Origin of the sequence: Trueperella bonasi (genome assembly GCF_030811535.1) — a bacterium.
Classification (GTDB): domain Bacteria; phylum Actinomycetota; class Actinomycetes; order Actinomycetales; family Actinomycetaceae; genus Trueperella; species Trueperella bonasi.
Genome location: NZ_JAUSQX010000001.1, coordinates 705,888 through 719,002, shown reverse-complemented (window position 1 = coordinate 719,002; position 13,115 = coordinate 705,888). Strand labels below are relative to the sequence as shown.

The 13,115-nt window shown below is 58.2% G+C and carries 11 protein-coding genes; 7 read left to right on the top strand and 4 right to left on the bottom strand.

Annotation, left to right across the window (positions count from 1 at the left end; genetic code table 11):
* Nucleotides 1-3 precede the first annotated feature (3 nt).
* The 5 genes from J2S70_RS03430 (at nt 4) to J2S70_RS03410 (ending at nt 4,603) form a co-directional block, all read left to right on the top strand.
* Complete coding sequence (locus J2S70_RS03430; RefSeq protein WP_307682351.1) at nt 4-1,383, top strand: GntP family transporter; 1,380 nt, start codon at nt 4-6, stop codon at nt 1,381-1,383.
* 588 nt (nt 1,384-1,971) lie between these two features.
* Nucleotides 1,972-2,349, top strand: coding sequence for a GntR family transcriptional regulator (locus tag J2S70_RS03425; protein WP_307682350.1), 378 nt, complete (start codon nt 1,972-1,974; stop codon nt 2,347-2,349).
* Nucleotides 2,346-3,197 (top strand): ATP-binding cassette domain-containing protein, encoded by an 852-nt coding sequence (locus J2S70_RS03420; RefSeq protein ID WP_307682349.1) that lies wholly within the window; start codon nt 2,346-2,348, stop codon nt 3,195-3,197. The genes J2S70_RS03425 and J2S70_RS03420 overlap by 4 nt, the downstream gene beginning before the upstream one ends.
* Nucleotides 3,194-3,913: a hypothetical protein gene (locus J2S70_RS03415; RefSeq protein ID WP_307682348.1), complete on the top strand. Its 720-nt coding sequence runs from the start codon at nt 3,194-3,196 to the stop codon at nt 3,911-3,913. The genes J2S70_RS03420 and J2S70_RS03415 overlap by 4 nt, the downstream gene beginning before the upstream one ends.
* 9 nt (nt 3,914-3,922) lie before the next feature.
* Nucleotides 3,923-4,603, top strand: a complete 681-nt coding sequence (locus J2S70_RS03410) for a hypothetical protein (protein WP_307682346.1) — start codon at nt 3,923-3,925, stop codon at nt 4,601-4,603.
* Nucleotides 4,604-4,664: 61 nt separating this feature from the next.
* Here the strand turns inward: J2S70_RS03410 and J2S70_RS03405 are convergent, their stop codons facing one another.
* Nucleotides 4,665-8,183 (bottom strand): bifunctional proline dehydrogenase/L-glutamate gamma-semialdehyde dehydrogenase, encoded by a 3,519-nt coding sequence (locus tag J2S70_RS03405; RefSeq protein WP_307682345.1) that lies wholly within the window; start codon nt 8,181-8,183, stop codon nt 4,665-4,667.
* A 310-nt stretch (nt 8,184-8,493) separates the two neighbouring features.
* On the opposite strand from J2S70_RS03405, the gene putP reads away from it, so the two are divergent.
* The gene (gene putP, locus J2S70_RS03400) at nt 8,494-10,092 is read left to right on the top strand and encodes a sodium/proline symporter PutP (protein ID WP_307682344.1); all 1,599 of its coding nucleotides are present in this window, start codon (nt 8,494-8,496) and stop codon (nt 10,090-10,092) included.
* Between the two features lie 184 nt (nt 10,093-10,276).
* Here the strand turns inward: putP and J2S70_RS03395 are convergent, their stop codons facing one another.
* The 3 genes from J2S70_RS03395 to greA form a co-directional block, all read right to left on the bottom strand.
* Nucleotides 10,277-10,720: an FKBP-type peptidyl-prolyl cis-trans isomerase gene (locus tag J2S70_RS03395; RefSeq protein WP_307682343.1), complete on the bottom strand. Its 444-nt coding sequence runs from the start codon at nt 10,718-10,720 to the stop codon at nt 10,277-10,279.
* A gap of 120 nt (nt 10,721-10,840) precedes the next feature.
* Nucleotides 10,841-11,494, bottom strand: coding sequence for a peptide-methionine (S)-S-oxide reductase MsrA (gene msrA / locus J2S70_RS03390; RefSeq protein ID WP_407702650.1), 654 nt, complete (start codon nt 11,492-11,494; stop codon nt 10,841-10,843).
* Nucleotides 11,495-11,520: 26 nt separating this feature from the next.
* Nucleotides 11,521-11,997 (bottom strand): transcription elongation factor GreA, encoded by a 477-nt coding sequence (gene greA, locus J2S70_RS03385; RefSeq protein ID WP_307682341.1) that lies wholly within the window; start codon nt 11,995-11,997, stop codon nt 11,521-11,523.
* Nucleotides 11,998-12,235: 238 nt separating this feature from the next.
* Between greA and mca the strand changes: the two genes are divergently transcribed.
* Nucleotides 12,236-13,108 (top strand): mycothiol conjugate amidase Mca, encoded by an 873-nt coding sequence (gene mca / locus J2S70_RS03380; RefSeq protein ID WP_307682340.1) that lies wholly within the window; start codon nt 12,236-12,238, stop codon nt 13,106-13,108.
* Nucleotides 13,109-13,115: the final 7 nt, after the last annotated feature.

Genomic DNA, 13,115 nt, shown 5'->3' with positions numbered 1-13,115 from the left:
GCTATGAATACTGGAGCCTTGCTGGGTATCGCAATCGGTGCGATCATCGTTCTTCTGTTTTTGGTTATCAAAGTCAAGATGTCTGCCTTCGTGGCGATCTTACTAGTGGCAGTCGGTACGGCGTTAGCTACTGGGATTCCGGTTGAGCAAGTAGTCCCCGTGATGACGGAGGGTATGGGCAACACACTTGGCTCGGTCATGATGGTGGTCGGGTTGGGCGCGATGCTCGGGAGGTTAATTGAGGTGGCAGGTGGCGCAGATGCACTTGCGCACTCGTTTACGCGCGCATTGGGCGAAAAACGGGTTATCGGCGCGGTAACTGCCGCCGCGTTCGTGCTCGGAATACCCGTGTTCTTCGACGTCGGTTTCATCATTCTCGCGCCGATTGTCTTCGGTTTTGCCCGCGTGGCAAAGATCAACCCTCTCAAGATTGGTCTACCAGTTGGCGGCGTCATGTTGACAGTGCACGTCGCATTACCCCCACATCCAGGCCCCGTTGCCGCTGCGGGTATTACGGGTGCCGACGTCGGGCTCATGCTTGTGCTCGGGCTACCGATTTGTGTGTTGACTGGGATTGTTGGCTACATGGCTGCCAAGCTTGTTCGTACGGAGTCGATATCCCTCTTGGAATCACCGGCGATGAAAGCAGAGGATCTCACGGTTCGGGAAACCGTCAAGGAGACGGCTACCGCGATGACAAACCGGGTTAAGAGTATCGGAGCGGGCACCGTGGTGCTGCTTATCCTCTTGCCGATCTTGCAGATCATGCTTGGTACTGTCGGGAACATGGTTCTCGATGAGGGGAGCACTGCTCAACGCTGGCTGTCGATGATCGGCTCGTCAGCGATTGCATTGCTCACGGGAGTTATCATCGCCTATCTCGTCATCGGTTCAAAAATGGGTTGGAGCTTGGAAAAGCGCGGAAAGGTTTTGGATTCGGCGCTGCCGGATGTGGCCGTGATCGTGTTCGTTACCGGCGCGGGTGGTGTTTTCGCGAATGTCCTCGTCAAGTCTGGGATTGGAACCGCTCTCGCAGACGCTTTGATCTCCATGAATATGCCGATTATCCTCGCAGGGTTTTTGATTTCTTCTGCTTTACGAGCCTCGCAAGGATCGGCAACAGTTGCAATTTTGACGGCGGCGGGGCTCCTGGCTGAGCCGATTGCCGCAGCCGGATATAGCATGACTCAGAATGTGTTGGTCACTTTGGCGATTGCCTTCGGTGGTCTAGGACTATCGCATATCAATGACTCTGGCTTCTGGATCGTTACGAAGTATCTCGGCCTAAGCGTCAAGGATGGGTTGCGTACGTGGACCGTGTTAACCACAGTATTTGGTGTAACCGGATTCTTGCTGACGTGGCTCGTGTTTGCGTTCGTTTAGGGCTTGAAGTCTAGGGCCTGAAGGGATTTCGGAGCTAGGAAAATCTAGGAGCTGGTAAGCCCAGGAGCCGGTAAATCGGAAACAAAAGGTGGGGCGGTTCGTATGAGCCGCCCCACCTGTTTTGTCTGGCGTCGCTTGTTTTGGCGGGTGACGGTAGTGCCAATTGCTCGTGTGGCTGTGGGTGGGGGCAGGTCGGCTACTTGGAGGGGTGCGCATTTGTGCTCGAAAAAGGGCGTTTTTCGGCGCGAGCGTCGATCTGAACGCTCAGATTCAGCACTTTTGCGCACCGGTCAATGTGTACCCGCGGCAATCGGCCGTGCGCTTAGGAACCCTTGACGTCCCTTGAACCCTCAGCCGTCAATATTATGCGCCTAGCGGCGTGTGGTCCCGTGTCGCCGGAGGGGCGCGTTGCTTGTGGTGGGTGGGGTCGTCGGAAGCGGGACGTAGAAAACCTCCGTTTCGGCCCTAGTCATATGGCAATCCGCAATCCCTTCTTGACAGGCGGTTATGTTTATGGGTTAATTAGTCATGTAGCTAACCAGGGAGCATGGAGAAGTTGGAAGGCATGAAAGCCAGAAAGGAGGCCCCGTGGCAGACGCTCTAGATTTTGATTCGAAGACGCCGATCTACATGCAGATCGATCGAGACATCCGGAAAAGAATCCTCGCGGGCGAACTCGCGGCGGGCGATCAACTCATGTCTACAACACAGTACGCCACCACCTACCGCATCAATCCCGCAACGGCGAACAAAGCCTTTAACCAGTTGGCGGCCGACGGCATCATCTACAAGCAGCGCGGCATCGGCATGTTCGTCACCGACGATGCGGCCGCCATTCTCCGAGGCGAAGGCCGCGAATCCTACGAATCCGACCGCCTAGCCCCCGTCATCCGCGAGGGCCTCGCACTCGGTTACACGTCGCAACAGATCCGCCAGCTCGTAAACGACATCTTGGAGGAGCAATGAACACCATCTACCAGCCTTACACCGTTGAAATGACCAACGTCGGCTACAAGTACGGCCGTACCCCCGCCGTTGTGGACGTTACCGCAACCATCGAAGCTGGAAAAATTACCGGGCTGCTTGGCCGCAACGGATCGGGCAAGACCACGCTCGAAATGATGATCGCCGGGCAGCTGAAGGCAACCGGCACCGTGCGGGTGGGTGGGCAAGCCGTGTGGGAAAATCCCCGGATCATGCCGGGCGTAGCACTCGTCTCCGAATCTCCGGCCGTGTACGAAGACAGCGCGCTTGCCAATACGATCTCCCTGTGGGAGCACGTGCGGCCAACTTTTCAACGTGACGTGGTCGAACGTCTGCTCGATGCTTGGGAGATCAACCCGAAGAAGGCGCCTGAAAAACTTTCGCGCGGCCAAAAGTCGGCCTTTTATGCGGCCCTTGGCATCGGGTCGCGCGCTCCACTCACCATCTTTGACGAGGTGCACGTGGGCATGGATGCCGTGCTTCGCCGTGATTTCTACGACGTGCTCCTCCACGACTTCATCGCCTACCCGCGCACGATCATCATCTCTTCACACAACGTAGACGAGATTGAAAACTTGATCGAAAACGTGATCATCCTCGACGGCGGACGAGTAGTCGAAGCGGGAAGCGCCGACGACGTTCGGGCGGCTTACTCGGGTCCCGATCGCCTCGCGTCTTTGACCGACGTGCTTGCGGCGATCAACACGCGCCGTACCGGGCTCGAGGCCCTGGGAGAATCCGAAAGCGGTCAGCAAGATCAGGCTGCCCAGCAAGATCAGGTTGCCCAGCAAGATCAGGCGGAGTTCTCAGACGAGGAGGCTCGGCAATGAAACACGAAACTCGTCGGAGGCTTGAACACGCCGCCTACTGGCTACTTGCGATCGTCGTATCGGTGATCCTTGCGATGATCAGGGCCTACTTTTACATGTGCGGATCGGTGGAAGTGTCCCACATAGCAGTGGGCGCCGGGATCGAGACTCGCACCTTAAATTTCTTGTGGACGGCGACGGCCGGATTCGCTGAGAACGCACAGTTCATTGCCGGCGTCGGTGCCATTTTGGTGCTCGGCACCGCGCGGACCCATCTTGGCGCGGGCCGCACCCGGCATCAGGTGTTGGCACGGCTCGCTAGGAGCGGCGCGATCGGAATCCTGCTGTATCTTGCAGCCATCGCGCTCCTGTGGGGGCTCAGCTTCCTTGCCGCAAGCCCGGATCTTATAGGCGTATCGCCCGCCACGGTGGTACTGATCGGGCTCAATACAGTCACAGGCTTCGCGTGGGGAGCCATGTTTGCTGCACTGTTCCTGCGTTTCCATTGGGGTGCTGTTGTTCTAGGCTACATTGGCCTAGCTGGAGTATTCGTGGCCATAGATTCGATGGTTGGAAAAGCTCTCCGCGGAATAACGATCAACATGACTCCACCTGAAATTCACTATTTTGGACTCAGCGAAGTCACGAGCAACTACATCACCAACATCTTCGTTCTCCTCGCTGCCAGCATCGTCACCTACGCGGCAGTTTCCACGCTGCCAATGCGCAGATCCTAGGGGGTAGCCATGAAACTGACTCGACACGAAATACTCAACTTCGGCGCGGCGGGTGCGGTGCTGATTGGGATGTGGGTGGTCTCGTTGGCGCTGAGGCTTATTGAAATCGAGCGCGTAGATATCCGATTGTTCGTCGCATCCCGCTTGGGCCCCATGACCACCGACTCGAATGACTACGTATGGAACATCACCGCAGGCATGGCGGCATTCTTGGTCCTAACGGCCGTAGCTTTCGGCGTCGTATTTGCCGTCCATTACCGCACCTATCTGGGTTCAGGGCTCACTCGGCGGCAGACCTACGCGCGTATCGCCATGCTCGGACTAATATTCACGGTAGGTGCGAGCGCGTTGGTGGCGCTCCTGTGGGGTGTAGCGGCACTCTTTGAGATGCCGCATATCCGCGGCGTCAGCCCGCTAAGCCTCCTATTGATTCCCTTCGGGCAGATCGCTGCCTACTCATTGGGAGTGTTTGCAACATGCCTTTTCGTGCGATTCACCTGGTGGAAGGCGGTTGCCGGGCTTTTCATCCTGCAAGCCGTCGCCGTTGGCATATCTTGGCTGGCCAGCTCGCGTGTCGTCGTCTCGTTCGAATTCACTGAAGCACACGCAGCAGGTTTACTGGCCGCATCAGTTGTGGCGGCATGGGCGCTCGCGTGGGCTATGTTACGCACGCTCCCCATGCGGCGTTGACCGAGCGTCGCCGACAGAACGGCGGGGCGGGGCCCCGCCGCAAGCATCCGCACAGTACCCGTCAGATAACCTCGTCGAGCACCCTTGTATGATCCCCGAAACGATGATTCGTGGCAGCCACGGCCTGCTCGAGGAAGAACGGGCGCAGATCCACCCGCCCGTTCAACGTGGCAGGGCCCGTATAGATCGCCACGTCCACCGAACCTTCCACGGCCTCGGCAACCGCGCGTGCGTCGTCGCCGAAGTACCGAATCTTCCGGAAAGCCGCAGGCTCTTCGCGCAAGCCTGCCAGCCACTGCTCGGTCGCCTCCGTGCGAATCACAATGCCGGCCTTGCGCAGAATCTGAGCGACGCCGTCACGCAGGTCATCACCCACCGAAAGTATCAACACTGCGCCCTGAACGCTATCAATCATGGCGCCACCTTCGGCAGCACCAACCAGCATCGGCGCAACCTTCCACCAGTCGCGCGGGTTCTCGAGGCGAACGAGCACGTCGGCCGGCCGGTAGCGCAACACGTTCTTCTCCACGCCTAGATCGCTGACATCAATCTCAGCCAGATAGGTGTTGTGGAGAGCGCTTTGGACTGAGCTCAGCGCGGCACGGAAATCGTCCGCAGCGCCGTCCCCGCCATCGGCATTCGCCTTTTCGGCGACGGCGTCGAGCTCTAGCATGCTGTGATACTGAAGTTCCTCGAGCTCGGCGTCGTAAGAGGTGACGCGCGGGGCCGACGCCGCCTTCATCAATCCGATGAGGTGGTTCGGGCCGCCCGCCTTGGAACCGGTGCCCACCTGCGAACGCTTCCAGCCGCCAAAGGGTTGCCGACGTACGATCGCTCCCGTAATCCCGCGGTTGATATACACGTTGCCGGCCTCGACCCGCTCGAGCCAGTAAGCGATCTCCTCGCTGTCGAGCGAATGGATGCCAGCGGTCAAGCCGAATTCCACCGAGTTTTGGATGGCGAGCGCCTCGTCGAGTGTTTCGGCGCGCATGATCGCGAGGACCGGGCCGAAGTACTCGGTGAGGTGCGCATCGGCACCTGGCTTCACGCCGTCGCGAATGCCGGGCGACCACAGGCGCCCCGACTCGTCCAGCTGACGCGGCTTGAGGAGCCAACGTTCGCCAGGCTCGAGCTCGGTCAGGCCGCGCTTCAGCTTGCCCGCCGCAGGTTCGATGATCGGACCCATCTCGGCGGTCGGATTCGTCGGCCAATCCACCACTAGCGAGCTCGCAGCGTCAACGATCTGGTCAATCAGCCGCTCAGACTCGCCCATCGACCCCACAAGAATTGCCAGTGAGGCCGCTGAACACTTCTGGCCAGCGTGCCCGAAGGCCGAGTTTACGACGTCCTTCGCCGCAAGATCGATATCGGCTTGCGGGGTGACGACGATGGCGTTTTTCCCCGAAGTTTCCGCCGAAATCTTTAGGTCTGGCTCCCACGAACGGAAGAGCTTGGCAGTCTCGATCGAGCCGGTTAAAATCACCTGATCCGAACCCGTCACCAATGCCTTGCCAACCTCGGCCATCTCATCGGGATGGACATCCACCAACACGAGGGCCTCGCGCGGAACGCCCGCGTCCCACAGCGCCTGCGCGATCACCGCTCCGCAACGGCGGGCCTGCTCGGCCGGTTTAAATAGCACAACCGAGCCGGTGGCCAGCGGCGCGAGCGCCGATCCGGCCGGAATCGCAAGCGGGAAATTCCACGGCGGAATCGCGGCCGTCACCTGCTCGGGGGTGAACTCCACGCCTTCGATTTCGTCCAATTCTTCGGCGAGATCCGCATAGTAGTTGGCAAAATCGATCGCCTCAGAAACTTCCACGTCAGCCTCGGCCAGCACCTTTCCGCACTCCGAGGCCGCCACCTCAATCAGCTGTGCGCGGCGCTCGCCAAGAATCTGGCCCGCTCGCCGCAAGATATCGGCGCGCTCGCTGTTCGGCTTATCCGCCCAAGCATTCGCATTTTTACGCGCCTTTGCGATGATGTCGTTCATCTCATCCGCAGTGCGTACCCGGGCCGCGTCTGCCGTCGCGGTACCCAGATCTGAACCGGACATCTTTGCAAAGATCTCCTTGGCCCACTCGACATTCTGGGGGAGCGAGGGATCAGAATCAGGCGTGTTAGCAAAGCTCTCGAGCTTCGGCACAGCGTCCGCGGCTCGGTTTTGTGTGCGGTTCGGGCCAAAGTGCAGGGCTGGTACGTCGTCGTTGGTCTCTAGATCGCCGCCAAGTTCCGGGAAAGCGCCGACGACGCCGGTCGTGAACCGCTTGCGTTCGCGATTAAAGACGGACTCGTCCTCCGCGATCTCAAACACGCCCGACATGAAGTTCTCGTGTGCCGCACTTTCCTCAAGGCGGCGCACAAGATACGAAATCGCGACGTCGTAGTTTTTCGGATCAACCACGGGCACGTAATAGAGAATCTGGCCAACGTCTTCGCGGATCGCAAGGGCCTGGTTGGTGGCCATGCCCTTGAGCATTTCGATGTCGAAGCCCTCGGTGATGTCGCGCGCCTTTGCCAGCTCGAGGCCGAAAGCCAGCGTGAACAGATTCTGGCCCGCGATGCCGAGGTGAACGTTGGCGATATGTTCGGGGCGCAGCGCGTATTCGAGCATGCGAATGTAATTCGCGTCCGTGGCCGCCTTGGACGGTTGCACCGCCAGATTCCAGCCGTGCATCGCGGCGTCCACCCGCTCCATCGGAAGGTTCGCGCCCTTGACCAGTCGGACCTTGACGGGCGCGCCGCCGCCGGCAACCCGGTCTGCGGCCCATTCTTGAAGTTCGACCATCGCGTCCAGCGCGTCCGGCAAATAGGCCTGTAACACGATGCCGGCCGTCAGATCCTTGAATTCTGGGCGATCAAGGATCGCTTTGAAGACGTCGATGGTCACATGAAGATCGCGGTACTCTTCCATGTCGAGATTGACGAACTTACCGCCCTCTTTTGCCGTGCGGAACAGGGGAAGCAGCCCCTCGACGGCCTCGTCAACCGCTTGGTCGTAACCCCACGGGTTGTGAACGCCGAGAACGGAAGAAACCTTAATCGACACGTAGTCCACGAAGTCATGCTCAAGCAACTCTTTGACAGCGGTCAAACGCGCCTTCGCTTCCTTCTTGCCGAGCACGGCCTCGCCCAGCAAATTAAGGTTCAACCGCGAACCATCGGAACGCAACTTTTTCACGGCCGGGCCGAGCTTGTTCGGCGTCGTATCGAGAACTAGATTACCGACGAGCGTGCGGAAAACTCGGAAGGCAGCCTCGGAAATAAACCTTGGGGAAGCTGGTGAAAGCGCGCCCCCGATCTTCGCCGGTGCAGATAGCCATGGCGGCAGAAAACCTACCTCTCGCTTTGTTAGCTTCCGCAGGTTGCGTGCACGAATCTTCGGGTCCTCCGGTCGGATCACGCCATCAACGAACTGGACTGTAAAATCGAGTCCCCCTTCATCTGCGAGCACCTTAGAGAGTAGTTTTCCAGAACGATCTTCCGGGAAATCTGCCGATCGCTCGGCCCAGCTTCGTGCCTTCGCAATTGAAGCCTCGGTAATCCGCACAAAATCGACATCGTTCTTAACAGCGGGCATGCCCCTCTCCTTTTTCGATCTCAATGCAATCCAACGGGTCGCTAAAGTGCCGCCTTTGGCACCCGTAAAATTTACCGTTAAGTGTACGCTCGCTACCAACGGGGATCCACCAGTTAGGCCAAGAAGCGCTTTGTCCTAGCCAACCAACTCTTATTCGTTGTCGCCCTTCGGCAGGCAAGCTCTAGTAGTAAATTTACGAAATTGTCTTCACATCGAAATGAATTATTGTAGGGTACCAGTTATCTCACTGAGTTTCACGCCGAAACAACCGCGGACATCCGCATTTTGCACACCTTGATAGGAGGTTGTTATGAGTGATACCACGTGGCAGATCATCACGATGGGCGTCTATTTCCTCATCATGATCGGCATCGGCGTGTGGGCGTACAGGCGCACCACCGACGTCGATGACTACATGCTTGGCGGCCGCCAGCTCAACCCGGTTGTAGCCGCCCTATCTGCAGGTGCCTCGGATATGTCCGGTTGGCTCCTCATGGGACTACCTGGCGCGCTTTACGTGTCGGGGCTCGTAGAATTTTGGATCGCCATCGGCCTGACCGTTGGCGCCTGGCTCAACTGGAAATTCGTGGCGCCCCGCTTGCGGTCCTACACCGAAGTGTCGAACAATTCGATCACGGTGCCATCCTTTCTCGATTCGCGATTGCGCGATTCCACCCATGCGCTGCGTATTATCGCCGGTCTGATCATCCTGTTCTACTTCACCTTCTACGTTTCTTCCGGCATGGTGGCCGGCGGAACCTTTTTTGAAGGCGCTTTCAACGTCGACTATCGGATTGGCATGGTAGTTATTGCCGCGATCACCTTGTTTTACACGCTCGTTGGCGGCTTCCTTGCCGTGTCTTACACCGACGTGGTGCAGGGCGGGATGATGATGCTTGCGCTGATAATGGTACCGGTTGTGGGTATTACCCACGTCGGTGGTTTTGATTCGATGTTGGATACGGTGCGTGAGGTCGATCCGAACCTGCTTTCTCCGTTTGCTGGAGCGACCGCCGTCGGACTCATTTCGGCGCTCGCATGGGGCCTGGGCTACTTCGGGCAGCCGCACATCATCGTGCGCTTCATGGCGTTGCGAAACCCGAAAGAAGCCGTCTCTGCTAGGCGCATCGGCATCGGCTGGATGCTGCTCGCCGTCATTGGAGCGCTGGGTACCGCGTTCGTTGGCATCGCCATTTACCAGCACGATTCCGGCCAGCTGGCGAATCCCGAACAGGTCTTCATCGTCTTAGGCCAACTGCTGTTCCACCCGCTGATTGCTGGTTTCATGTTGGCGGCTATTCTCGCGGCCATCATGTCGACCGTCTCTTCGCAGCTGCTGGTCAGCTCTTCGGCACTCATCGAGGACGTGTACATGACGTTCACCAACCGAAAGCTCGACGCAAAGAAAGGCATGCTGCTTTCGCGTATCGCAGTTGCGGGCATTGCATTCCTCGCAGCCGCATTGGCATGGACGCCAAACGATACGATCCTCGGACTGGTCGCGTTCGCGTGGGCCGGATTTGGTGCTTCGTTCGGGCCGACAATCCTGCTCGCCCTCTTCTGGCGAAAACTCACCGGCTTCGGCGCGCTCTCCGGCATGGCGATGGGAGCCGTGACTGTTGCCGTGTGGGGGAACATCGACGGAGGCATCTTCAACTTCTACGAAATCCTGCCCGGTTTCGTGGTTAACCTCGTTGTAGCGATCGTCATTTCACAGCTGACATACAAGCCGAATGCCATCATCGAGCGCGAATTCGATATGGCGGCAGAGCTGTCAAAGGATTGGTCGAACCACGCTAAGTACGAAGCTGAAATGGCTGAGTACCGGCGTGCAAATTCCGACGGTTATGAACCGCGGTCCGCGACGTTGCGCACTGAGGATGGCGGAGAGATGGAGCTGCCCAAGTAGAGCTCGTGTAGGTGGCGGGCAGCTCGTGTAGGTGGCGGGCTCACACATGGTTACCTTGGGCGGTCAGGCTTGATCCCTCGTTGCCCATGTGTGGGCTTGCTTGCTCGCACAATAGCTTATCGATTCCACAAACGGGGCAGGCACAATTGGATCCGAACTTCCAGCGCCCCATGAGGAGCCGGACTTAGTTGTCGTGCAACGTGTTGAAATTAAACGCCGATTCTTTAATGCCGTAAATATCCACGACGAAGACGAGCGTGTCGTCGCCCTTGATGCCCGCACGCGGATTTCCGCTCGGACCATAACCCTTGAATGGTGGCACGGAGATCAACAGACGAGTACCAATCTGGCGGCCGACAAGCGCCTCATCCCATGCCTCAATCACCATGCCCACGCCGATCGGGAAAATCGCCTTGGAGCCACGGTAGTACGAGGAGTCAAAAATCGGTCCGTTCCAAATTTGACCGTGGTACTCGCACTCGATCTCATCCCCGGCGCGAACCACGCGGCCATCGCCCTCCTGGAGAACTTTGATCCGCAATCCCGCGGGCGGTTCAACGCCTTCGGGGAATTCAATCTCGGGGGTCTCGCCATATTCACCTTTAACGGTGGGTAGAACTACGTCCATGACAACCTTTCGGTAATTCGTCTGCAAACACTTGGTCTGCAACTTTCCGCTATGTAGCTATCCACTATGCAGCTTTTCGTTCCACCATTATCTTACAGGTCCATGCGAGGGCCTACAGGGTTACAGATCTGCAAGTGGCCCCGAACCCGGCATCGGGCACGCCACACCTGATTTGGTGTGGCACCGATATCCGTTCGGCACTTTAATTAAATACTGCTGGTGTTCAATCTCCGCAGGAAAATAGCCGGTCGTGTCAGCCGCGTCCACAATTTCGGTAACTATCTTGCCCTTACCGTGTTTTCGCAGTATTTGGTCGTAAGTATCGCGCGAGGACGTAGCCAGCTCGGCCTGATCGGGCGTCGTCGTAAACACGGCTGACCTGTACTGGGTACCCACATCATTGCCCTGATAGTTGAGAGTCGTCGGGTCGTGCGATTCCCAGAAAGTCTTCAAAATTAACGGCAGCGCAGAGCCCTCGCCGTCTACACGGTAGACCACGCGCACCGTCTCGGTATGGCCGGTCAATCCTGTCGTCACCTCGTGGTAGGTCGGATTGGGCGTAAACCCGCCCATGAAACCAACCGAGGTGGTCACCACGCCCGGAAGCGCCCACATGATTTCCTCAACGCCCCAATAGCAGCCAGCTGCAAGGAAGATCTCTTCCTCCCCCTCGCCGGCAGGCCGCAGCATGTCCGTACCGAGAACAAGATGCGGATCAGCGGCCGGTAGCACCGGTGCCGACCGCCCCGGCAATGCCTGCTCGGGGCTCACCATGACCGGCTCAGGACGATGGATAAACACTATTTTGATGCCTCAATCTTCAAGATCTCCACCTGGAATTCTTTGCCGTTAGGCGCGGTGTACGACGTCGTGTCGCCAACCTTCTTGCCCATGACGGCCTCGCCCAATGGTGCCGACTCGGGGTAGACATCGACGTCGATCCAGTCGTTTGCTTCGCGCGAGCCGAGCATGAACACTTTTTCGTTGCCGTTCACGGTTGCCGTCACAATCAAACCGGGAGCTACCTCGTCAGTATCGGACGGAGCGTCGCCAACTTCCGCGTGCTCAAGAAGATAGGTGAGTTCTTGAATCCGGCCCTCCATCTTCGACTGCTCTTCGCGAGCTGCATGGTAGCCGCCATTTTCCTTAAGGTCGCCCTCGGAACGAGCAGCCTCGATACGCTCGGCGATCTCTTGACGGCCGGACGTCTTCAGCTGGTTGAGCTCTTCGTTCAGGCGATCGAATGATTCCTGGGAGAGCCATGTGGTTTCAGCCATGAGCTTCCTCCTTCTGGTGGCGCAAACCGTGCGCCGCGTCATGATAGAAAAGCACATGCCCAGATAGGCATGTGTCTGTGGCAGAGACTAACACCGCAGTGGCCTGTCTTCAAACACTTTTGCGAGTGTTTGCTCGTGGCGCAGGCCGCGGACTACGAAAGTAGTTGAACGTGTGCATATAATTTCCCTTGATGCCGATACTCGGCCGCGCAGAATAGCGGTATGCACAAGGAGAGTCATGACCGAACGTAGACTGATGGCGATCCACGCCCACCCGGATGACGAGTCTTCTAAAGGGGCGGGCATGATGGCCAAGTACGCCACGTCCGGTCGTGTGAAGGTGGTAACCGCGACGGGCGGTGAGCGCGGCTCGGTTCTTAACCCTGCGCTCGTTGGCGACGACGAGATTCTGGCCAATCTCTCAGATATTCGCCGCAAGGAGATGGACGCCGCTGTGAAGGCGCTCGGCATCGAACACTCCTGGCTTGGATTCGTCGATTCCGGCCTGCCGGAAGGCGATCCTCTGCCGCCTTTGCCACAGGGATGTTTTGCGCTCGAACCAATGGACGCCGTGGTGGAAGCGCTCGTGCGTGAAATTCGCGAGTTCCGCCCGCAGGTTGTCACAACCTATAACGAGATCGGCGGTTATCCTCACCCGGATCACATCCGAGTTCACACGGCTTCGGTTGGCGCAGTCGCCGCCGCAAACGATCCGAATGCCTATCCGGATGCTGGCGAGCCGTGGATGGTGTCCAAGGTGTATTACGACGTCGGGTTTAATCGCGATCGCATTGAAGCTTTCCACAATGCAATAGCTGAGCGAACAGGTACGAGCCCTTTTGCTGACTGGCTTGCAAATCGTGATTATAGGGCGCCGCAGGTATCTGCACGGATCCACGTCGCCGATTACTTCCCGCAACGTGATGCGGCTTTGCGTGCCCATGCCACCCAAATCGATCCCGATGGATTCTTTTTCTTTATGCCCCGTGATCTCGAGGCAGAGGTTTGGCCATGGGAAGACTTTTCCTTGGCGATGACGACCGTCGGCCACAGCAAGGCCCAAGAGCGCGATCTGTTTGAACGCGTCCCCGGCGTTGAGCCGATGTTTTAACGCGGGT